Source organism: Achromobacter pulmonis (assembly GCF_021733725.1).
Lineage (GTDB): Bacteria > Pseudomonadota > Gammaproteobacteria > Burkholderiales > Burkholderiaceae_B > Achromobacter > Achromobacter pulmonis.
The window spans coordinates 148,680-169,531 of the sequence record NZ_JAIFOT010000001.1; the positions used below are offsets into that span (position 1 = coordinate 148,680).

Annotated in this window: 19 protein-coding genes and 2 tRNA genes; 10 read left to right on the forward strand and 11 right to left on the reverse strand. The window is 66.2% G+C overall.

From position 1 onward, the window contains the following. Nucleotides 1–495: 495 nt before the first annotated feature. The 4 genes from K2W61_RS00730 to K2W61_RS00745 form a co-directional block, all read right to left on the reverse strand. Nucleotides 496–1,395: a LysR family transcriptional regulator gene (locus K2W61_RS00730; protein ID WP_175140825.1), complete on the reverse strand. Its 900-nt coding sequence runs from the start codon at nt 1,393–1,395 to the stop codon at nt 496–498. 111 nt (nt 1,396–1,506) lie between these two features. Then, nucleotides 1,507–2,514, reverse strand: coding sequence for a CobW family GTP-binding protein (locus tag K2W61_RS00735; protein WP_236754936.1), 1,008 nt, complete (start codon nt 2,512–2,514; stop codon nt 1,507–1,509). A 29-nt stretch (nt 2,515–2,543) separates the two neighbouring features. Further along, nucleotides 2,544–3,767 (reverse strand): zinc metallochaperone GTPase ZigA, encoded by a 1,224-nt coding sequence (gene zigA / locus K2W61_RS00740; protein WP_236754937.1) that lies wholly within the window; start codon nt 3,765–3,767, stop codon nt 2,544–2,546. A 190-nt stretch (nt 3,768–3,957) separates the two neighbouring features. Further along, a tRNA-Asn gene (locus K2W61_RS00745) sits at nt 3,958–4,033 on the reverse strand. A gap of 212 nt (nt 4,034–4,245) precedes the next feature. Here K2W61_RS00745 and K2W61_RS00750 point away from each other — a divergent pair. The 4 genes from K2W61_RS00750 (at nt 4,246) to K2W61_RS00765 (ending at nt 7,966) form a co-directional block, all read left to right on the forward strand. Further along, nucleotides 4,246–4,321: transfer RNA gene (locus tag K2W61_RS00750), tRNA-Thr, on the forward strand. Nucleotides 4,322–4,463: 142 nt separating this feature from the next. Further along, nucleotides 4,464–5,123: a response regulator gene (locus K2W61_RS00755; RefSeq protein WP_175132460.1), complete on the forward strand. Its 660-nt coding sequence runs from the start codon at nt 4,464–4,466 to the stop codon at nt 5,121–5,123. Further along, complete coding sequence (locus K2W61_RS00760; RefSeq protein ID WP_236754938.1) at nt 5,120–6,463, forward strand: ATP-binding protein; 1,344 nt, start codon at nt 5,120–5,122, stop codon at nt 6,461–6,463. The genes K2W61_RS00755 and K2W61_RS00760 overlap by 4 nt, the downstream gene beginning before the upstream one ends. A gap of 63 nt (nt 6,464–6,526) precedes the next feature. Beyond that, nucleotides 6,527–7,966, forward strand: coding sequence for a DegQ family serine endoprotease (locus K2W61_RS00765; RefSeq protein WP_175132458.1), 1,440 nt, complete (start codon nt 6,527–6,529; stop codon nt 7,964–7,966). Nucleotides 7,967–8,022: 56 nt separating this feature from the next. On the opposite strand, the gene maiA is transcribed toward K2W61_RS00765, so the two are convergent. Genes maiA through K2W61_RS00780 form a run of 3 tightly spaced genes read right to left on the reverse strand, consistent with a single transcriptional unit; the run spans nt 8,023 to nt 10,168 of the window. Continuing rightward, nucleotides 8,023–8,667, reverse strand: a complete 645-nt coding sequence (gene maiA, locus K2W61_RS00770; RefSeq protein WP_236754939.1) for a maleylacetoacetate isomerase — start codon at nt 8,665–8,667, stop codon at nt 8,023–8,025. 41 nt (nt 8,668–8,708) lie between these two features. Further along, nucleotides 8,709–9,692: a 4-hydroxy-3-methylbut-2-enyl diphosphate reductase gene (gene ispH / locus K2W61_RS00775; RefSeq protein ID WP_175132456.1), complete on the reverse strand. Its 984-nt coding sequence runs from the start codon at nt 9,690–9,692 to the stop codon at nt 8,709–8,711. Continuing rightward, nucleotides 9,692–10,168, reverse strand: coding sequence for an FKBP-type peptidyl-prolyl cis-trans isomerase (locus tag K2W61_RS00780; RefSeq protein WP_175132455.1), 477 nt, complete (start codon nt 10,166–10,168; stop codon nt 9,692–9,694). Before K2W61_RS00780 ends, ispH begins: the two co-directional genes overlap by 1 nt. A 51-nt stretch (nt 10,169–10,219) precedes the next feature. Between K2W61_RS00780 and radC the strand changes: the two genes are divergently transcribed. From radC to K2W61_RS00810, 6 genes are all read left to right on the forward strand, one after another. Then, entirely contained in the window at nt 10,220–10,897 is a 678-nt protein-coding gene (gene radC, locus K2W61_RS00785) for a RadC family protein (protein ID WP_175140819.1), read from the forward strand. Between the two features lie 106 nt (nt 10,898–11,003). Further along, entirely contained in the window at nt 11,004–11,633 is a 630-nt protein-coding gene (gene kynB, locus K2W61_RS00790) for an arylformamidase (RefSeq protein ID WP_175132453.1), read from the forward strand. Nucleotides 11,634–11,821: 188 nt separating this feature from the next. Continuing rightward, nucleotides 11,822–12,670, forward strand: a complete 849-nt coding sequence (gene kynA, locus K2W61_RS00795; RefSeq protein WP_175132452.1) for a tryptophan 2,3-dioxygenase — start codon at nt 11,822–11,824, stop codon at nt 12,668–12,670. Between the two features lie 178 nt (nt 12,671–12,848). Then, nucleotides 12,849–13,115, forward strand: a complete 267-nt coding sequence (locus K2W61_RS00800) for a type B 50S ribosomal protein L31 (RefSeq protein WP_175132451.1) — start codon at nt 12,849–12,851, stop codon at nt 13,113–13,115. 124 nt (nt 13,116–13,239) lie between these two features. After that, nucleotides 13,240–14,970 (forward strand): ArnT family glycosyltransferase, encoded by a 1,731-nt coding sequence (locus K2W61_RS00805; protein WP_175132450.1) that lies wholly within the window; start codon nt 13,240–13,242, stop codon nt 14,968–14,970. Next, nucleotides 14,967–16,373 carry an MATE family efflux transporter gene (locus K2W61_RS00810; RefSeq protein WP_175140817.1) on the forward strand — a complete coding sequence of 469 codons (1,407 nt, stop codon included), beginning with the start codon at nt 14,967–14,969 and terminating at the stop codon, nt 16,371–16,373. Before K2W61_RS00805 ends, K2W61_RS00810 begins: the two co-directional genes overlap by 4 nt. 94 nt (nt 16,374–16,467) lie before the next feature. Here K2W61_RS00810 and paaK read toward each other — a convergent pair whose 3' ends face one another. The 4 genes from paaK to paaN all read right to left on the reverse strand — a co-directional run bounded on the left by paaK (nt 16,468) and on the right by paaN (nt 20,827). Then, nucleotides 16,468–17,784 (reverse strand): phenylacetate--CoA ligase PaaK, encoded by a 1,317-nt coding sequence (gene paaK, locus K2W61_RS00815; RefSeq protein WP_175132448.1) that lies wholly within the window; start codon nt 17,782–17,784, stop codon nt 16,468–16,470. Nucleotides 17,785–17,880: 96 nt separating this feature from the next. Continuing rightward, nucleotides 17,881–18,354, reverse strand: coding sequence for a hydroxyphenylacetyl-CoA thioesterase PaaI (gene paaI / locus K2W61_RS00820; RefSeq protein ID WP_076411738.1), 474 nt, complete (start codon nt 18,352–18,354; stop codon nt 17,881–17,883). Continuing rightward, a complete protein-coding gene (paaG, locus tag K2W61_RS00825; RefSeq protein ID WP_175132447.1) occupies nt 18,354–19,142 on the reverse strand; it encodes a 2-(1,2-epoxy-1,2-dihydrophenyl)acetyl-CoA isomerase PaaG in 789 nt (262 codons plus the stop codon). The genes paaI and paaG overlap by 1 nt, the downstream gene beginning before the upstream one ends. 20 nt (nt 19,143–19,162) lie before the next feature. Then, entirely contained in the window at nt 19,163–20,827 is a 1,665-nt protein-coding gene (gene paaN, locus K2W61_RS00830; protein ID WP_175140816.1) for a phenylacetic acid degradation protein PaaN, read from the reverse strand. Nucleotides 20,828–20,852: the final 25 nt, after the last annotated feature.

Genomic DNA, 20,852 nt, shown 5'->3' on the forward strand with positions numbered 1-20,852 from the left:
CAGCCAGGGCAAGGACAAATCCGCCAGCGACAAAATCTGTCCGCGACAAATTCGTTTAAGCAAAAGTCTGGAAAAGCTGGCAAACATGCCAACAAGCATGCCAACAAGCCAGCGGAACGCGCAGCGACTCGGCGCTTTTTCCACGGCAATCGATATTGCGGCAATCGATATCAAGTCATGGGCCTGGATTACCAAGCGTCCGCGCTCTGCGCCTGCGGCCCGGACAAGCCGGCGTCCGCACACTCGGCACCCGAACGTCCCGGCCTGCCTCCCCTGGTGCTCCTGGCGCCCGGCTTCGCCAGATCCCGGCTCAATCGCTGGAACCCCGATACACCGGAACCATGGTTCTTTGGATGTCTATGACTACATGCTGGCGGCCCCAGGCAAAGTCCTGATGCATCGCGCCCATCCCACCAAAGCAATAGCCGGATTATACCGTTATACCCCTCGCCCTCAAGCCGGGCCACGCAAACCGCATCGCCTCCGGGCGCTTTTTTAAACCTGGTCCCAGGGCGCAGAACCCAGGCGTTCCACCAGGAAATCCAGCATCGAGCGCAGAATCAAGGGCATCTGCCGGCGCGACGCATAGACCCCATAAATGCCCAACTCCTGGGGCCGGGCCTGCGGCAGAATCGCCTTCAGGCGTCCCTGCGACACATAGTCGGCGGCGTAGTAGGTTGGCAGCAGGGCGATGCCCGCCCCTTCCAGAGCGGCCTGCAAGAGCACCGACACTTCGTTGGCGCTGATATTGCCGCTGACCGGCACATCCACCGGCATGCCATCGCGCTCGAAACGCCACAAGCTCTTGCCGAAATAGGAATGCGTCAGGCAATTGCGCAAGGACAGATCCTCGACCCGCGCCGGCTCGCCCTCGCGCCCCAGGTATTCAGGCGAGGCGCAGACGACCGACCGGCACACCGCCAGCTTGCGGGCGATCAGATTGGGATCCAGGTCATTGGTAATGCGCACCGCCAGATCGACCCGTTCCTCGACCAGATTGACGGCGCGCTCGACCAGCATCAGGTCAACCGACGTCCCCGGATGCAGCTTGACGTAATCGGTGACCACTCGCGCCAGATGACGCGAGCCGAATGACATGCTGGTGGTCATGCGCAACAGGCCGCGCGGCGTATCCTCGGGCGTGGAGACAGCGTTGCGCAGATCACCCACCATGTCGAGCATCTGGCGGCAACGTGGCAGCGTTTCGGCGCCAGCCGGGGTCAGGCTGAGACGGCGCGTGGTGCGATGCAGCAAGCGCACCCCGACCCATTGCTCCATTTCCGCCAGGTAGCGCGACACCATGGCACGCGACATATCCAAATGGACCGCCGCCGCCGACAAACTCCCCCTGTCGGCGACTTCCACGAATACCTGCATCGCTTTCAATCGGTCCATGATTGTCTCGATTCTTGCATCAGACTTTGCGGTTATACCGTATTTCCCGCAGCTTCCGCGTCCGGAAGGATGACCGCGATGTCACTTTCAGGACCAGCAGCAATGCACGCCTCAGACCGGGAACTGTCCCAGCGCGGCGACCGCCTCCGCCCGCACCACCTCCGCTTCCACCCCCCTGACGATATACACCAGGCGCGACACCCGGTCGTCGCCTGGCCATTGCGGCAACGGCCGGATCGGATAAAGCTCGCCATGCACGCCATGCACTTCGCAAGGCAGGGCTTCGCCCTCGAAACACACCAGCCCCTTCATGCGCAACAATGCCGGGCCGAACCGTTCCTGCACCCGTGACACCCCGGCCAGAAAGGCGGCACGTCCGATCGGCGCGGTCAATGCCAGCGTAAAACTCGCCACCTGCGCGTGACGCCCCGCCATCGGCCTGGCAAAGGCCTGCAGCCAGCCGGCCAAGTCCGTCCCATCGCGCGGCGCCCGGGCGCCCGCCCCTTCGAGCAACGCCCCCACTACCGGCGCATCGGTACGCTGGACGCAGCGCCGTGCGCCGGGATTGACGGCGGCCACAAGCTGCTCGACATGACGCAATTGCGCCGCATCCACCAGATCGGACTGGCTGAACACAACCGTGTCGGCCAGCGCCAGCTGCCGCAGCGCCTCGGGTTGCGTATCGATCTGACGCGGACCATGGCGCGCGCCCACCACCACGATGGCACCGTGGTAGACATAGCGCTCGGACAGGAAACGATCATGCTTGAGCGTGAAAAGCACTGGCGCCGGATCCGCCAGGCCGCTGGTCTCGATCAGCACCCGCCGGAACGGCTTGATGCGCCGGTTCAGGGCCAGCATGAATAGCTCGCGCAAAGTGTCGGCGACCGCGCCGTTGACGACACAGCACAGACAGCCGCCCTCCACCAACACGATGTCGTCCCGCGCCAGGCGCACCAGATGGTGATCCACGCCGACATCCCCGTATTCATTGACGATGACCACCGCGTCGCCATAGGCCGGCTCACGCAGGAGGCGATTCAGGAGCGTTGTCTTGCCGCTGCCCAGGAACCCCGAAATCACCGTCACGCCGATGCGCTTGTCGCCTTCCGCCCCCATCTTCCTCGCAGGCTTTCGCCCCGCCCTCGCTATTGCAACGCTCCCCACGCGGGGAACGGATCCGGAATCGTAGCCAATTCGGCCGCCGGACGGGTCATTTCCTCCTGCGTCATCAGGCAAGCCTGCAGATGCGCCCGCAACAGCGCCTCATCCATGCCGATGCCGATCAACACCAATTCCTGGCAGCGGTCGCCATAGACGGGGTCCCAGTCGGCAACAATGCGGGCGCGCGATTCGGCATCTTCCGGCCAGCGCTCATGAGGCAGCGCCGCCCACCAATAGCCCGCCACGCCATGGCGCGTAACCGGACCAGCCTGCGACCAGGACGCCGCGTACGCCGGGCGCGTCACCAGCCAGAAATACCCCTTGGAACGCACCACGCCAGGCCATTCCTGGTGTATCCAGTCCCACAGACGCTGGGGATGGAAGGGCCGTCGGGCACGGAACACGAAACTGCCGATGCCGTATTCCTGCGTTTCCGGCGTGTGCTGACCACGCAGTTCGCGCAACCAGCCGGGCGCCTGGGCCGCCGCGTCGAAATCGAAGCGCCCGGTATCCAGCACCCGCGCCAGCGGCACCCTGCCGAATTCGCCACGCACGATATCGGCACGCGGATTGAGCTTGCGCAGAATGGCCTCCAGCCGCGCCAGCTCATCCGGCGGGACCAGATCGGTCTTGTTCAGCACCATGACATCGCAGAACTCCACCTGCTCGATCAACAGGTCTACCACGGTGCGCCGGTCTTCGTCGCCCAGGGTCTCGCCACGCGCGGCCAAGCTGTCCTGGCTGGCGTAGTCACGCAGGAAATTGAAGGCGTCCACCACTGTCACCATGGTGTCCAGCCGCGCCACGTCGGACAGGCTGGCGCCATCCTCATCGCGGAAAGTGAAGGTCTCAGCCACCGGCAAGGGCTCCGAGATGCCGGTGGACTCGATCAGCAAGTAATCGAAGCGCCCCTGCGCCGCCAGCCGCCGGATCTCTATCAGCAGGTCTTCGCGCAAGGTACAACAGATGCAGCCGTTGCTCATTTCCACCAGCTTCTCATCGGCGCGCGACAACGCCGCGCCGCCTTCGCGCACCAGCCTGGCGTCGATGTTCACCTCCGACATATCGTTGACGATGACCGCCACCCGGCGTCCCTCGCGGTTGTTCAGCACGTGATTGAGCAAGGTGGTCTTGCCCGCGCCCAGAAAGCCGGACAACACCGTCACCGGCAGGCGGCCGTCCGCCCGCCGCCGCCCATCCGAATCCATTGCCGCACCCGGGCTCCCGCCGACACCCCCTTGTTCCATCCGCATGATTGCCTCACCCAAAAATAGAAATGTTATTACATAACAAATCCAGATTGGAATATGGCGCAGAAAACCTCGCAGCGCAGCCCTCCGCCGCCGCACAGCAAAAACCAAAAGGGCCACTCACTTGCGTGAGTGGCCCTGAAATCTTTGGCTCCCCGAGCTGGGCTCGAACCAGCGACCTGCGGATTAACAGTCCGTCGCTCTACCGACTGAGCTATCGGGGAACTGCTAAGAAACGAGATTATGAAGGAAAAATTCGAACTGTGCAAATCCGGCGCTTTTTCGCCCCGCTGCAGCGCCAAGTTTCCCAAGCAGAAAAAACTCTGATATGATTTCGGTCTTTCCAGATCAGGCCCCATAAAACCGGGCAAGAACTGCGAAAACAGAGATGTTTTGCTTGCAGTGCCGGCTTGCCGGAAATGAAGCAAATGGTCTTGCCGGCATAGCTCAGTTGGTAGAGCAGCGCATTCGTAATGCGAAGGTCGTAGGTTCGACTCCTATTGCCGGCACCAGAATTCAAAAAGCAGCCCACTGGGCTGCTTTTTTCATTTCCGGGTCCGGCTCGCGCCTACGCCAGCCCGCCCATCCCGCCCCGGGAACTCCCGCCCCGCGCCAGGCATCCAATCATCTGGAAACCTCACGGCGACAACTATCATGCGCATCCTTCTCGTCGAAGACGACACCATGATCGGAGAAAGCGTGCTGGACTGCCTGCGCGCCGAGCACTATGCCGTCGACTGGGTCAGGGACGGCCACGCGGCCGAACTGGCCTTGCGCACCGATCCCTATGATCTCGTACTGCTGGACCTTGGACTGCCCCGGCGCGACGGCCTGGCGCTGCTGCGCGAATTGCGCGCACGCAAGGACCGCACCCCGGTGCTGATCGCCACCGCGCGCGATGCCGTCAGCGACCGCATCGCCGGCCTGGATGCCGGCGCCGACGACTACATCGTCAAGCCCTACGACGTCGACGAGCTGCTGGCCCGCATGCGCGCGCTGATCCGCCGCAGCGCGGGCCGCGCCGAACCGATCTTCGAGCACGACGGCATCACCATAGATCCCCAGTCGCACGCCGCCTCGGTGGATGGCACGCCGGTCCCCCTGACCGCGCGCGAATGGGCGGTGCTGGAACCGCTGATCGCCCGCCCCGGCATGATCTTCTCGCGCGCCCAACTCGAGGAAAAGCTGTACAGCTGGAAGGACAGCGTCAGCAGCAACGCGGTTGAGGTTTATATTCATGGCCTGCGCAAAAAACTGGGGCAGAACCTGATCCAGAACGTCAGAGGCGTCGGCTATGTCATTCCCAAAGCATGAGCATCCCGCTTAGCTATTCGCTGCGGGCCCGGCTGCTGTTCTTCCTGCTCGCCGCGATCGCGGTGGGCGCGCTGGTGCAGGGCGCCATCGCCTATCGCAGCACCCTGCAGCAGGCCGATGACATCTTCGACTCGCTGCTGCAGCGCACCGCGCTGTCGCTGGGCACCGGCGATGGCCTGTTGCGCATGGGCCCCTCGCACGCCCAGGGCTCGGCCACGCCAATGGCCGACGACCTGATCATCCAGATCTGGACGCCGGACGGCGTGCGTGTCTTCAATTCGCGGTCCCGCCGCCCCCTGCCCGACCAGATCGTGCTGGGATTCGCCGATACCGAGGTCGAGGGCAGCACCTATCGCGTGTACTCCCTGGCCACCCCGTTCCAGGTGATCCAGGTGGCCCAGGACATGGCCGTGCGCAAGCGCATGGCCGGGGCGCTGGCGTGGCGTACCGTCGCCCCGATCGCGGCCGCCGCTCCGCTGCTGATGCTGATCGTCTGGTGCGTGGTGAGCTGGTCGCTGCGTCCGGTCAAGCGCGCCCGCGCCCAGGTGGCGGATCGCCAGCCCGAGGACCTCTCGCCCATTGACGTGCCCGACCTGCCCGACGAAATCCGGCCGCTGATGCAGGAGTTGAACCTGCTGCTGGCGCGCATGCGCGACGCATTCGCCGTGCAGAAGCAGTTCGTCGGCGATGCGGCGCACGAACTCCGGTCGCCGCTGGCGGCATTGACCCTGCAACTGCGGGCACTGCAGCGCGCCGGCGACGATGGCAGCCGCCAGCTCGCCGAACAGCGCCTGGCCGCCGGCATCGAACGCGCCACCCGGCTGGTGGAACAACTGCTGTCGATGGCCCGCCATGAAAAAGGCGCTGAACAGCCGCCGGCCGAGCCCGTGGATTTGGTCGAAGTCCTGCGCCTGGCGCTGTCGGACACCCTGCCCGGCGCCAACGCCAGGGATATTGGCGTGGCGTTGCATGGCGAGCCGTGCGCCTGGGTGCGCGGCCGCCGCGACGACCTGGTGCTGCTGGCGCGCAATCTGCTCGACAACGCCATCAAATACACGCCTGCCGGCGGCCACATCGACATTCATATCGACACCCCGGGCGATCAGGCGCTGCTGCTGATCGACGATAACGGCCCGGGCATTCCGGTCGCGGAACGCACCCGCGTATTCGACCGTTTCTACCGGATCGAGGGCAATCACCAGCATGGCAGCGGCCTGGGGCTGGCGATCGCGCGCGCCATTGCCGAACGCCACGCCGCCAGCATCACGCTCGATGACGCCCCTGGGGGCCAGGGCCTGCGGGTCAGGGTTGCCTTTGCCCGCGAGCAAGCGCCAACTTAAGATTCACCTAAGTGTCAGGCCCGAAGATAGCGCCATGTCCCACACATGAACGCAGGAGCCGACATGAAGACCTCGCAGATGAAACCCTCGCGCCTGGTGCTGGCGCTGCTGGCCGCCGGCGCGATTGGCGGCGCGGGCGCCACCGCCGCATTCGGCGGCATTTCGATGGCGGCCAGCGCCCCCACGGCGATCGCCGCCGCGCCCGCCCCCGTGACTGGCGCGCCCAATTTCGCGCAAATCACCCGCGACTACGGCCCCGCCGTGGTCAACATCAGTATCAGTGGCACGCGCAAGGTGTCCGACGACGAGGACGACCCGTTCGCCCAGTTCTTCGGCCAGATTCCGGGCGCGCGCGGCGGCATGCCGTCGCGCGAGGTGCCGGTGCGCGGCGAAGGTTCCGGCTTCATCATCAGCAGTGACGGCATCATCCTGACCAACGCCCACGTGGTGAAGGACGCCAAGGAAGTGACCGTCAAACTTACCGACCGCCGCGAATTCCGCGCCAAAGTGCTGGGCGCAGATCCGCAGACCGACGTAGCCGTGATCAAGATCGACGCCAAGAACCTGCCAGTCGTGAAAATCGGCAACGTGAACCAGTTGCAGGTGGGCGAATGGGTGCTGGCCATCGGCTCGCCCTACGGCCTGGAAAACACCGCCACCGCAGGCATCGTCAGCGCCAAGGGCCGGTCGCTGCCGGATGACACCTCGGTGCCCTTCATCCAGACCGATGTGGCGGTGAATCCCGGCAACTCCGGCGGCCCGCTGTTCAATGACCGCGGAGAAGTGGTCGGCATCAATTCGCAGATCTACAGCCGTACCGGCGGCTTCCAGGGCCTGTCGTTCTCGATCCCGATCGACGTCGCCTACAAGATCAAGGACCAGATCCTGGAGCATGGCAAGGTGCAACATGCGCGCCTGGGCGTGACGGTGCAGGAAGTCAACCAGGACCTCGCCAATTCGTTCAAGCTGGATACGCCTTCGGGCGCCCTGGTGTCCAGCGTCGAAAAGGGTAGCGCGGCGGAAAAGGCCGGCCTGAAGCCCGGCGACGTGGTGCGCAAGATCGACGGCAGGACGATCGTGTCGTCGGGCGATCTGGCGTCATTGATCACGCTGGCCTCGCCTGGCGAGAAGATCACGCTTGACGTGTGGCGCAATGGCGCGCCCAAGGAAGTGGTGGCCACGCTGGGCGGCATGCCGAAGGACAACAGCCTGACCGTCGGCGATAGCCGCGCGGTGCAGAAAGGCCAGCTCGGCCTGGCCTTGCGTCCGCTGTCACCCCAGGAACAGGAGGCTTCCGGCACGCAAGGTCTGTTGATCGAGCAGTCGGCCGGCCCCGCCGCCAAGGCCGGCATCCAGGCCGGCGACGTGCTGCTGTCGCTCAATGGCGTGCCGGTGCACAACATCGGTCAGGTCAAGGATGCGTTGTCCAAGGCCGGCAAGACGGTCGCCCTGCTGGTGCAGCGCGGCGAAGACAAGATCTTCGTACCGGTGCAACTGGGCTGAGTCGACCCCACCCAGGATGCGGCGCCGGCCAGGGCTACCCCTGGCCGGCGCGTGTTTCATTCGGCGTCGGGCTGCTTGCCCGGCGCGGCCGCGTCAAAGGCCGGCAATTCGCGGCAGGCCGTATCGATGCGCACCACGGTGGGCATGGCGCCCAGGTCGCAGTCGAAGCGACGCGCGTTGGCCACTTGCGGCACCAGGCACAGATCGGCCATGGTGGGCGTGTCGCCATGGCAGAACTTGCCGGTGGCGGCCGAGCCGGCCAACTGCGCTTCCAGGGCTTCCAGCCCCTGGCGCACCCAATGCTGATACCAGGCCGTCTTGGCAGCCTCATCCACACCGAGCGTGTGCTTCAGGTACTTCAGCACGCGCAGGTTGTTCAAGGGGTGGGTATCGCAGGCGATACCCAATGCCAGATCGCGCACCCGCGCACGGCCGGCCGCGTCGGCCGGCAGCAGCGGCGCCTGCGGATGCGTTTCCTCCAGGTACTCGATGATCGCCAGCGACTGGCCGATGACGGTATCGCCATCCACCAGCGTGGGGACCAGCGCCGTCGGATTGACCTTGCGGTAGTCGGCCGACAACTGCTGGCCGCCTTCCTTCAACAGATGCACGGCCAGGTATTCATACGGCAGGCCCTTCAGGTTCAGCGCGATGCGCACGCGATACGCGGCCGAACTGCGGAAATAGCTGTACAACTGCATGGAGTCTCCTCGATTCTCGTTCCGCGCGACGTCCGCCGCGCCTATTCCAGCGATTCGGTCTGCGCCACCTTGCGCGACAGGCCCTTGGGCAAGGGGAACGCCACGTTCTCTTCCAGGCCCGGCATGGTGCGCACCGACACCGCGCCCAGTTCCTTGACCCGCGCGATCACCTGCTGCACCAGGACCTCGGGCGCCGAGGCGCCGGCGGTGACGCCGATGCGCTTGCGGCCAACCAGCCAGGCCGGATCGATGGAGTGCGCGCCGTCAACCAGGTAGGAGGCCACGCCTTTGCGGTCGGCCACTTCGCGCAAGCGATTGGAGTTCGAGCTGTTGGGGCTGCCCACCACCAGCACCAGGTCGCACTCGGGCGCCAACACCTTGACCGCGTCCTGGCGGTTCTGCGTGGCATAGCAAATATCGCTTTTCTTGGGTTCGACGATGGCGGGAAAGCGCGCTTTGAGCGCCTTGGAGACCGCGGCGGCGTCATCCACCGACAGGGTCGTCTGCGTCACATAGGCCAGGTTGTCCGGATCGGTGACCTGCAGGCCGGCCACGTCCTCGACCGTCTCGACCAGATACATGCCGCCCTGGGCCTGGCCCAGCGTCCCCTCGACTTCCGGATGGCCTTTATGGCCGATCATGACGATTTCGCGGCCGGCCGCGCGCATGCGGGCCACCTCGATATGCACCTTGGTCACCAGCGGGCAGGTGGCATCGAATACCTGCAATCCGCGGGATTCGGCCTCGGCCCGCACCGCCTTGGACACGCCATGGGCCGAAAACACCACGATGGCGCCCGTGGGCGCGTCGTCCAGCTCGTCGATGAAGATCGCGCCCTTGGCGCGCAGGTCCTCGACCACGTAGCGGTTGTGGACGATCTCGTGGCGCACGTAGATCGGCGCGCCGTGCAGTTCGAGCGCGCGCTCGACGATGTCGATGGCGCGATCGACGCCGGCACAGAAGCCGCGCGGCTGCGCCAGCAGGACTTCGGCATCGGCGGCGGTGACGGGAACAGCCTGGCTCATCAGAGGACTCCCAGCAGGGCCACATCGACTCGCAAACGGACGCCCGCAAGCGGGTGGTTGAAATCGAACAGTGCCGATTCCTCGTTGATTTCCTTCAGGACGCCCGAATAGCGCCCGCCGTTGGGCGCCGCGAATTCGACCAGGTCACCCGGTTCGAACGTGGCATCGGCGCCGGCATGCTCGGCGAGCATCTTGCGCGTGACCCGTTGGATCAGCTCGGGATTGCGTTCGCCGTAGGCGTCGGCCGGCTCGAGGGTGACGCTGAAGCGGTCGCCCTCGGCCTTGCCCAGCAAGGCGGCTTCCAGGCCCGGCGCCCATTGGCCGCTCCCCATCTGCAACGTTGCCGGACGGCCGTCGAAGGTGTCGGTGAACACCGAGCCTTCGCCCGGACCGGAGGCCAGGGTGATGCGGTAGTGCAGCGTCAGGTAGGAGTCCGGACGGACCAAAACGTTCACTTCATTAGAGGCGATGCTCAAGATCTGCCACCGTATTCAGACAGTAAATAAACCTTGATTTTAGAGCCTCTTATGAAATTGTCTGCGCGGGTGCCTGAATCCGACCGTCCCCGGGAGCGCCTGCTGCGCCTGGGCGCTTCAGCGTTACAAAATGCCGAATTGCTTGCCATCGCGCTGCGCACGGGCGTTCCGGGCCTGAACGTGCTCGACCTGTCCTGCCAATTGCTGGACCGTTTTCGCGGTCTGCGCGGGCTGCTCGGGGCGACGCCCGAAGAGCTGCTGACGGTGCCGGGGCTGGGTACCGCCAAGGCCTGCGCCCTGGCGGCGATCCTGGAAATGGCCAGGCGCGCCGCCGAAGAAGAACTGGCCCGCGACAGCACGCTCGACCATCCGTCCCGGGTGAAGCAATATTGCCGCGTCACGCTGGCCCATCGGCAGGTCGAACACTGCATCGCCCTGTACCTGGACAGCCAGTTGCGGCTGATCGCCAGCGGCGAACTGGCTCGCGGGACCCTGTCGCAGGCCTCGGTCTATCCACGCGAAGTCGTGCGCGAGGCCCTGCGGCACCACGCCGCCGCGCTGATCGTGGCCCACAACCACCCTTCCGGGCTGGCCGAGCCGAGCGCCGCCGACCAGGCATTCACCCGCCACTTGAAGCAGGCATTGGCGCTGGTGGACGTGGCCCTGGTCGACCACCTGATCGTCGCCGGCGATGCGGTCATCTCAATGGCGGAACTCGGCCGCATCTGAAGGCTGCGCGCGCTGCGGGATTTCGTTAGACTACGACGCCAGATTGCTTTAGGCTTAACCTAATTCTTCGTTTTCACGACTCCATTCCCGCGACCCCGCGCCTGCCATGAAACGCCTGTGGGATATCTCCCCTCCCGTCTCCACGGCCTCGCCCGTGTTTCCCGGCGATACCCCGTATCGCCAGGAATGGAAGTGGTCGCTCGCGCCTGGCTGTCCGGTCAACGTCAGCGAAATCTCGCTGTCGCCGCACGTGGGCGCGCACGCCGATGCGCCCCTGCACTACCAGAACGGCGCGCCCGCCATCGGCGCGGTGCCGCTCGAACCCTTCCTGGGCCCCTGTCGCGTCATCCATGCCATCGACTGCGGCCCGCTGATCACCCCCGAGCACCTGCTCCATGCCGCCGGCAACCTGCCGCCGCGCATCCTGGTGCGCACCGCCAAGCATGCCGCGCAGGATTGGTGGACGGACGATTTCTCGGCCTACGCGCCCCAGACCATCGAATGGCTGGCCGGGCGCGGCGTCATGCTGATCGGGCTGGATACCCCCAGCATCGACCCCGCCTCCAGCAAGACCCTGGACAGCCATCAGACGATTCTGCGGCACGACATGCGGGTACTGGAGAACCTGGTGCTCGATGACGTGCCGGAGGGCGATTACGAATTGATCGCACTGCCGCTGGCTTTGATCCAGGCTGACGCCAGCCCGGTGCGCGCCGTCCTGCGCGAACTGGGCTGAACCCCGGCCACGGGCCGGCGGGGACGCGGCGCGGAAATCGCGCCGGCCCGCCGCCCCATTCGAAGAAGCACGACCATGACCACACCGTCCGACCCGCGCATGGCGCTCGCCCGCCAGCCGTTTTTTGGCTGGCGCAGCCGGCCCGCCTCCGCCCGCCGCGCCGCGCCGCCCTGCCAGGAAGACCCGGCATGAGCCAAGACCAACGCCCCGAAGACATCGTCCACCAGGAAAAAGCGCAACTGGATTTCACGCGCGACATGACCTACGGCGATTACCTGCACCTGGACGAACTGCTGGGCGCGCAGCACCCGCTGTCGCCCGAGCACAACGAAATGCTGTTCATCGTCCAGCACCAGACCAGTGAACTCTGGATGAAGCTGATGCTGCACGAACTGCGCGGCGCCATCGCCAACCTGGCGGCCGACCGTCCGCAGCCGGCCTTCAAGATGCTGGCCCGGGTCAGCAAGATCATGGAGCAACTGGTCCACGCCTGGGACGTGCTGGCGACCATGACGCCTCCCGAATACTCCGCCCTGCGTCCCTACCTGGCACGCTCCAGCGGCTTCCAGAGCTATCAGTACCGCCAGATCGAGTTCCTGCTGGGCAACAAGAACGCCGCCATGCTCAAGCCGCACGCGCATCGCGCCGATCTGCTGGCGCAGGTGCAGCGCGCCTACGATGCGCCGTCGCTGTACGACGAGTCGCTGCGCCTGCTGGCGCGCCACGGCGTGACCGTGCCGGCCGACCGCCTGGAGCGCGACTGGACCCAGCCCTATCAGGCGTCCGAAGGCGTCGAACAGGCCTGGCTGACGGTCTATCGCGATCCCGACCGCTACTGGGACCTGTATCAGCTGGGCGAGAAGCTCACGGATCTGGAGGACGCCTTCCGCCTGTGGCGTTTCCGCCACGTCACCACGGTCGAGCGCGTGATCGGCTTCAAGCGAGGCACCGGCGGCACCTCGGGCGTGGATTACCTGCGGCGCATGCTGGAAGTGGTGCTGTTTCCGGAAATCTGGAAACTGCGCACGGACCTCTGACCGGTCCCCCAACAGGCCCATCCGCTCTGGCCGCCTGGAGGGGCCTGGTCCGCCGGGCGGTTCCCGTGCTAGAATGCACAGTTACTTTTCGGATACGTGGCAAGAACGCCTGTAAGCGGTTCGTGCTGGCGACCCTAACTTTTGACATGACTCCCTGGGGGAGTCCTAGGAAAGCACCATGAAAGAAGGCATTCACCCCGAATACCGCGAAGTCGTCTTCGCCGACCTGCAAACGGGCAGCAAGTTCGTCACCCGCTCGACCGTCCAGACGCGCGAAACCATCGAACTCGATGGCAAGACGTACCCGCTCTTCAAGTGCGACGTGACCTCCGAATCGCACCCGTTCTACACGGGCGCCCAGACGCGCATCGTCGAAACCGGCCGCGTGGAAAAGTTCCGCGCCCGTTTCGCCCGCACCGCCGGCACGGTCAAGTCCGCTTCCTGATCCTGTTGCTCCCACGGGAGTCACAGCAAAAAGGCAGCCTCCGGGCTGCTTTTTTTTCCCCTGACCCTGCTCGTTGAGCCGCCGGGGGCTGGCGCTTCCCGATCTCTCGGTTACATTAACGCCCGTGTCCCCACTTTCCATTTCCACTCCGGCCCGGCTGACGTCCGTGGCCACCGCAAAACTGCCCAGGCTGATCCTGCTTGGGCTGGCGCTGGCGTACATCGTCGCCGGCCTGTTCATGCGCGACCCGTGGAAAACCGACGATGCGGTCGGCCTGGCAACCATGATCACCGCCATCCGCGAGGGCGGGATCACCTGGCTGCTGCCGCAGGTGGGGCACCTGGCGCATGCCGAGGAAGGGCCGCTGATCACGTGGATCGGCGCAATCTGCATCTGGCTGTTCGGCCCTTTCATCGGCGACATCACCGCCGGACGCCTGCCCAACCTGCTGTGGTTCGGCATCACCGCAACCAGCGTCTGGTACGGCACCTATTTGCTTGGACGCCGCGCCGAAGCCCAGCCGCTGGCCCTGCCCTTCGGCGGCGAACCCGAACCGCGCGACTACGGCCGCATGCTGGCCGATGCCGCGCTGCTGCTGCTGCTGGCAACGGTCGGCATCCTGCAGCGCACCCATGAAACCACGGTCGTGCCGGCGATCATGGCCTGCCAGGCACTGGCCTTCTATTCGCTGGCGCGCAGCGTCGATCGCCCCGTTACCGGCACGACCACACTGGGTATCGCGCTGGCCGCCAGCTTCCTGACCCGCGGCTGGGTAGGCGCCCTGCCGATCATGATCGCCGCCCTGCTCGCCTTCTATCCGCGCGGCCCGCTCTGGAAATGCAAGCGCTGGCTGCCATGGGCGGCTCTGGTCGCCGCCGGCCTGATTCTGGCGTGGTGGATTCCGGCCAGCCACAGCAGCGAATACTGGATCCGCAACTGGAAAAGCTGGAACCTGTCGTCCTTCGCCATTCCCTCATGGCATGACGTCGGCCGCACCCTGCGCGACCTGCCTTGGTATCTGTGGCCCACCTGGCCGCTGGCGCTGCTGGCCATCTGGCGTTGGCGCGCCTGGATCTATGCGCCCCATATCTGGCTGCCGCTGACGCTGCTGGTTTTTGCCACCCTGACGTTGTTCGGCCTGGACGAAGCCAGCGATTCCGAATACGTGCTGATGGCCGTGCCCTGCGCGGTGCTGGGCGCCTTCTCGCTGCCGACCCTGCGCCGCGGCGTGGTCAATACGCTGGACTGGTTCGCGGTGATGTGTTTTTCGCTCACTGCCGCGACCGCATGGCTGGGCTGGATTGCCTTGCATTTCAATTGGCCAGCCCAGATCGCCCGCAATATCGGCCGCCAGACCACCGGCTATGAACCCGTCATCTCCTGGACCGCCTTCGCCCTTGCCGTGGCCTTCACCATCGGCTGGATCGCGCTGGTGGTCTGGCGCCTGCGGGTCAAGCCCCAGGCGCTATGGCGCGGCACCGTGCTGTCCGCCGGGGGCCTGACCGTCACCTGGATCCTGCTGGTGCTGCTGTGGCAGCCGGCGGTCGACTACGCCCGCAGCTATCGCACCGTGTCGGGCGAACTGGCGCAGGCCCTGGCACAGAACGTCCGCCCCGGCGAATGCGTGCGCGGCCTGAGCCTGGGCAGCGGCCAGCGCGCCTCGTTCCTGATCTTCAACAACCTGACGTTCACCTTCGACTCGAAGTGCACGCTGGTGCTGCAGCAGACCACCAACCAGAGCCTGCGCGACAATACCGCCGCCTACAGCGACAGCGCCGTCGTGCTGTGGCAGGGCGGGCGCCGCGCCGATCGGCAGGAGGTGTTCCGCCTGTTGCGCGTCGGCCCCACCCGATGACCCCTGCCCATCCGGCGGCGCCCGGCTTCGGCGCCACCCTGCGCGGCATCGCCCGCCAGGCCTGGCCGGTGCTGATCAGCCAGTGGGCCGGCATCTCGTTCGGTGTGCTGGACACGGCCATGACCGGCCACGCCAGCGCCACCGACCTGGCGGCGATGGCACTGTCGGCCTCCATCTACATCACTATCTTCGTCGGATTGATGGGCGTGGTCCACGCCCTGATCCCGATCCTGGCGCAGCACTTCGGCGCCGGCAACAATCTTGAGGTGGGGCGCAGTTGGGGCCAGGGGGTGTGGCTGGCGCTGGGCCTGTCGCTGGTGGGCGCCATCCTGATGCTGTTTCCGGACTTCTGGCTGTCGATGTCCGGCAATGTCGACCCCGGCGTGCGCGAGCGCATCGCCGGGTACCTGCGGGCGCTGACCCTGGCGCTGCCGGCGGCCCTGGTGTTCCGTACCATCTATGCGCTCGGCACCTCGGTGTCGCGGCCCAAGCTGGTGATGGCGATCAACCTGACCGCCATCGGCTTCAAGGCCTTCTTCAATTGGCTGTTCATCTACGGCAGCCTGGGCCTGCCGGCGATGGGCGCCACCGGCGCCGGACTGGCCACCGCCGTGGTCTCGTGGATGAGCCTGGGGCTGGGCTTGTGGGTGATCACCCACGACCGTTATTACAGCCGTTTCCACCTGCATGTCGGCCGCCCCGACTGGAGGACGCTCAAAGAGCTGCTGCGCCTGGGCATCCCGATGGGCGCCTCATACCTGGTCGAAGTCTCGGCCTTCACCTTCATGGCGTTGCTGGTGGCGCGCGAAGGCACCTTCGTGACCGGCGGTCACCAGATCATGTCGAATCTGGCGGCGCTCTGCTACATGATGCCGATGGCGTTGGGCGTGGCCACTGCGGCGCTGACCGCCCAGGCGATCGGCGCCGGCAACCTGGCGCATGCACATCGCACCGGCATGGCCGGCCTGGCACTGGGCCTGATGGGCGCGCTGCTGACCGCCGTGATCCTGCTGGCCGGCCGTCCGCTGATCCTGGCGGCCTACACCGACAACCCGCAAGTGGCGGCTGTGGCGACCACCCTGCTGGCGATGCTGCCGCTGTTCCATCTGTTCGATTCGATGCAGTGCATCAACTCTTATCTGCTGCGCGCCTACAAAGTGGCGGTCGTGCCCCTGTTGCTGCAAACCGTGGCACTGGCGGGAGTTGGCCTGGTTGGTGGCTGGTGGTTCGGTTTCGGTCCCGGCCGTGGCGGCCTGGACGGATTGCGCGGGGCTCTGGTGCCCGGCTCGCCCCAGGGTGCGGGCAGCATGTGGCTGATGGCGATGGTGGGACTGGCGCTGTCGGCCACGCTATTGCACTTCTGGTATCGCCACATCGTGCGCACGGTGGCGCGACAAGCCTGAGGGCGCGCCGACGCCGCGCGCCCGTCAGGCCGCGGCAGATCGGAAACGCCAACCAAGGCGCCCCGCCCCAGTCCTGGCGGCGGGGACACGGCGCTCAGCCCTTCGGACGCTTGTCGATCACGCGGCGGGCCTTGCCGGTCAGCGTGCGCTCGACGTGGCCGGCGTCGGACACCTGGATGCGAGCGCTGACGCCGATGTGCGTCTTGACCGCGTGTTGCAGTTGCTTGCCCAGCGCCGCGCGCTCGGTGTCCGACAGGCTCGAGAACTCGGCCCGCACTTCGGTCAGGATTTCGAGCTCGTCCATATTGCCGGTGCGCGACAGCACCAGTTGGTAGTGCGGCGCCAGCTGTGCGATCTTGAGCACGAGTTCCTCGACCTGCGTCGGGAACATGTTCACGCCGCGCACGATCAACATGTCATCGCTGCGGCCGGTGATCTTGCCGATGCGGCGCATGCTGCGCGCCGTCGGCGGCAACAGGCGCGTCAGGTCGCGGGTGCGGTAGCGGATGATGGGCATCGCTTCCTTGGTCAGCGAGGTGAACACCAGTTCGCCCGGCTCGCCCTCCGCCACGGGCTCGCCCGTGTCCGGATTGATGATCTCGGCGTAGAAGTGGTCTTCCCACACCACCGGACCGTCCTTGGTCTCGACGCATTCACTGGCCACGCCCGGGCCCATTACTTCGGACAGGCCATAGATGTCGACCGCATCGATGCCGGCCTCGGCCTCGATGTCGGTGCGCATCTGGCCGGTCCAGGGCTCGGCGCCGAAAATGCCGATGCGCAGCGAACTTTGACGGGGATCAATCCCCTGGCGGCGCTGCTCCTCCAGAATATTGCAGAAATAGGAGGGCGTGACCATGATGATGTCCGGACGGAAATCGCTGATCAGCTGCACCTGCTTTTCGGTCTGCCCGCCCGACATCGGAATGACCGTGCAACCCAGGCGTTCGGCGCCATAATGCGCGCCCAGACCGCCCGTGAACAGGCCGTAGCCGTAGGCCACGTGCACCGTGTCGCCGGGCTTGCCGCCGGCCGCGCGGATCGAGCGCGCCACCAGATTGGCCCAGTTGTCCAGGTCGCCCTTGGTGTAGCCCACCACGGTCGGCTTGCCGGTCGTGCCGCTGGAGGCATGGATGCGCGAGATGCGTTCGCGCGGCACCGCGAACATGCCGAACGGATAGTTCTCGCGCAATTCCTTCTTGGTGGTGAAGGGGAACTTCGAAATGTCGGACAGCTGCTTCAGGTCGTCCGGATGCACGCCGATCTCGTCGAACGCCTTCTTGTAGTGCGGCACGTTCTCATAGGCGTGCTTGAGCGACCATTTCAGGCGCTCGAGCTGCAAGGCGCGCAGTTCATCCTGGCTGGCATGCTCGATGGGGTCCAGCCCCGGCTTGCTCATGGTGTTGGACATGGTTATCTCTCTCCTGGAATGCTCTACCCTCCGGTCCGGGGAGCGCGCCGCGCGCCCGACTCGGCCGGTGGACTTGTCTCTGGTTGGTTGACGCGTTCAAGCCTCGGCCGGCGTGCCGACGATCTGCCCCTTGATGCGATAGGAACGTCCGCGGAACAGCGCGACATTGCGGCCGTCCTGGTTGGTGACGGTCACGTCGTACACCCCGGTGCGGCCGGCCAGCGAGCGCTCCTGCGCCACCGCGGTCAGCAGGTCGCCCTCGAAGCCGGGGGCCAGGTAATCGATGGTGCAGCCCGACGCCACGGTGCTGACATTGCGCGAATTGCAGGAAAAGGCGAAGGCGCTGTCGGCCAGCGCGAAGATGAAGCCGCCGTGGCAGGTCTTGTGGCCGTTGAGCATGTCGGGGCGCACCCGCATGCTCAGGCGCGCATACCCCGGCGCCATTTCCTCGACCGTCATGTCCAGGCCCTGCGAGGCGGCATCGCCGGCGTACATCACCGTGCCTACGGCCTGCGCCAGCTCCTGCGGATCGGTCGGCGCCTCGACGGGCGGAACGTGCGTGCTGCTCATCATTGCCCCTTGAACTGCGGTTCGCGCTTGCCCAGGAACGCGGCCACGCCTTCGGCGTAGTCCGCGCTGCGGCCCAATTCGCGCATCATGTCGCGCTCCAGGTCCAGCTGGGTCGCCAGGTCATTGCCCAGGCTGGCCTGCAGGGCGCGCTTGGTAAAGGCCAGCCCCTTGGTCGGCGCGCGCGAGAAGTGTTGCGCCAGGTTTTCCAGCGCCGTCTCGAACGCCTCATCGGCCACGCACTGCCAGATCAGGCCCCAGGCCTCGGCCTGGCGCGCGCTGAGCTTGTCGCCCAGCATCGCCAGTCCCATGGCGCGGGCGCGTCCCACCAGACGCGGCAGCACGAAGGTGCCGCCGGTGTCGGGAATCAGCCCCAGCTTGCAGAACGACTGGATGAAATTGGCCGATTCCTTGGCGATAACGATGTCGCCAGCGAACGCCAGGTTGGCGCCGGCGCCGGCCGCCACGCCGTTGACCCCGACCACCACCGGCATCGGCAAGGCGTTCAGGCGCCGCACCAGCGGCGCGTAGAACTTGTCGACGGTTTCGCCCAGGTCCGGCGGCGTACCGTCGGGCGCGGGCTTGCGCTCGCTCAGGTCCTGGCCGGCGCAGAAACCGCGGCCGGCGCCGGTCAGCACCAGCACGCGCGCGCCTTCGGTCTCGACGCGGGTCAACGCATGCGCCACTTCACCGTGCATGTTGGCGGTGAAGCTGTTGAGCTTGTCGGGGCGGTTCAGCGTCAGGCGGGCAATGCCGTCGGACAGTTCGAATTGGATGTCTTGATAGTTCATGTCGTCTCCGCCGCGCAGGCTCAGATGTGGCGGCGGGTCTGCACCACGCGGAAGCGGTTGGACACATAGGCCGAATCAGACAACGCCGCGTTGGCCGCCGGGTTGGCGCCGGTGCCGTGGAAGTCGCTGAAGGCGGCGGTCTGGTTGACGAACACCGCGCCGGTCAGGTTCAAGGACAGCGACACGCCCGATTCCTCAGCCGCCTCCTGGATCTGCTCGGCGACCTCGTTGCTGGTGGTGTAGGCCGACAGCGACAGGGCGCCGTGCTCGATCACGCTGTCGCGCGCGATCTGGATGCTGTGCGCGGTGGAATCAGTGGCCACCACGAAGGCGATCGGGCCGAACCATTCCTGCGTGATGGCCGGGCTGCCGGCTTCGGCGCGCAGCAGCAGCGGCGTGCGCACGCGGGCGTTCTCGAACTGCGGGTGTGTCAGCGCCTTGCTGTCGGCCACCACCGGCAGGCCCAGCGCACGGGCCTTCTCGATGCGCTCGACGATGCCGTCGTTCTGGATCGCGCCAGTCAGTTCGACGGCCTTGGCGGCGTCGGCGCCGAGCTTGTCGACCGCCGTGCCCAGGGCGGCGGCGACCTCATCGAAGCTGACCCGGCCTTCCGGCGTCTGGATGCCGTCGCGCGGTACGTAAATGTTCTGGGGCGCGGTGCACATCTGGCCCGAATACAGCGCCAGCGAGAACGCCAGGTTGCGCGCCACGCCCTTCAGATCCGCAGCCGAATCGATGATGACCTGGTTGACGCCGGCCTTCTCGGTGTAGACCAGCGCCTGGCGGGCGTTGTTCTCCAGCCAGTCGCCATTGGCGGTGCTGCCGGTGAAATCGATGATCTTGACGGCCGGGTCCAGCGCCAGTTGGCGCGCGGTGTCTTCCTCGGCGCTGTGCGCGGCCAGCAGCACCACGTCCGGGTCGAAGCCGGCTTCCTGCAGCACCTCGCGCGCCACCTTGACGGTCAGCGCCAGCGGCAGGATGGCGCCGGGGTGCGGCTTGACGATGACGGTGTTGCCGGTCGCCAGGCTGGCGAACAGGCCGGGGTAGCCGTTCCAGGTGGGGAAGGTCGAGCAGCCGATCACCAGCGCCACGCCGCGCGGCACCACGGTGAAGTGCTTTTCCATGCGGATGGGATCGTTCTTGCCCTGCGGCTTTTCCCAGATGGCGACGCCGGGGATGCGCGACATCTCCTGCCAGGCATAAGCCACGGCCTCGAAGCCGCGATCCTGCGCGTGCGGGCCGCCGGCCTGGAAGGCCATCATGAAGCCCTGGCCGGTGGTGTGCTGCACGGCATAGGCCATTTCGAAGCTGAGTTTGTTCAGGCGCGCCAGGATCTCCAGCGACACCCCCACCCAGGCCTGCGGGCCGGCACGGCGCCAGTCCTGCAGCGCGCGCTTGGAGGCGGCCACCAGCTTGGCCGCCGGCACGTGCGGATAGGTGATGCCCAGGTCGAAGCCGTAGGGCGACTTCTCGCCGCCCACGGCGCCATCGGCATCGTGCAGGTTCAGCGGGAACGGCTTGCCGCGCAGAGCCTCGAAGGCGGCGCGGCCCTCTTCATTGGCGGTCTCGCCATAGTTGCGCGGACTGGGCGACTCGGCAAACGGGCTCCAGTAACCGCGCAGCGCGGCGGCGGCCAGGGCTTGTTCCAGCAGGGGCTGATGGCGTTCGAAGAATTTCTGGGACACTGCGTCTCTCCAAATGGAATAGGGG

Bases quoted from the DNA above. Each gene is read 5' to 3' on its own strand.
- ispH (WP_175132456.1), bottom strand. From the start codon at position 9,692: ATGAGCCAGGCTGTTCCCGTCACCGCCGCCGATGCCGAAGTCCTGCTG.
- zigA (WP_236754937.1), bottom strand. From the start codon at position 3,767: ATGGATTCGGATGGGCGGCGGCGGGCGGACGGCCGCCTGCCGGTGACG.
- K2W61_RS00760 (WP_236754938.1), top strand. From the start codon at position 5,120: ATGAGCATCCCGCTTAGCTATTCGCTGCGGGCCCGGCTGCTGTTCTTC.
- K2W61_RS00730 (WP_175140825.1), bottom strand. From the start codon at position 1,395: ATGGACCGATTGAAAGCGATGCAGGTATTCGTGGAAGTCGCCGACAGG.
- K2W61_RS00800 (WP_175132451.1), top strand. From the start codon at position 12,849: ATGAAAGAAGGCATTCACCCCGAATACCGCGAAGTCGTCTTCGCCGAC.
- K2W61_RS00765 (WP_175132458.1), top strand. From the start codon at position 6,527: ATGAAGACCTCGCAGATGAAACCCTCGCGCCTGGTGCTGGCGCTGCTG.
- K2W61_RS00755 (WP_175132460.1), top strand. From the start codon at position 4,464: ATGCGCATCCTTCTCGTCGAAGACGACACCATGATCGGAGAAAGCGTG.
- K2W61_RS00735 (WP_236754936.1), bottom strand. From the start codon at position 2,514: ATGGGGGCGGAAGGCGACAAGCGCATCGGCGTGACGGTGATTTCGGGG.
- kynB (WP_175132453.1), top strand. From the start codon at position 11,004: ATGAAACGCCTGTGGGATATCTCCCCTCCCGTCTCCACGGCCTCGCCC.
- paaG (WP_175132447.1), bottom strand. From the start codon at position 19,142: ATGAACTATCAAGACATCCAATTCGAACTGTCCGACGGCATTGCCCGC.
- paaK (WP_175132448.1), bottom strand. From the start codon at position 17,784: ATGTCCAACACCATGAGCAAGCCGGGGCTGGACCCCATCGAGCATGCC.
- paaI (WP_076411738.1), bottom strand. From the start codon at position 18,354: ATGAGCAGCACGCACGTTCCGCCCGTCGAGGCGCCGACCGATCCGCAG.
- maiA (WP_236754939.1), bottom strand. From the start codon at position 8,667: ATGCAGTTGTACAGCTATTTCCGCAGTTCGGCCGCGTATCGCGTGCGC.
- kynA (WP_175132452.1), top strand. From the start codon at position 11,822: ATGAGCCAAGACCAACGCCCCGAAGACATCGTCCACCAGGAAAAAGCG.
- K2W61_RS00810 (WP_175140817.1), top strand. From the start codon at position 14,967: ATGACCCCTGCCCATCCGGCGGCGCCCGGCTTCGGCGCCACCCTGCGC.
- radC (WP_175140819.1), top strand. From the start codon at position 10,220: ATGAAATTGTCTGCGCGGGTGCCTGAATCCGACCGTCCCCGGGAGCGC.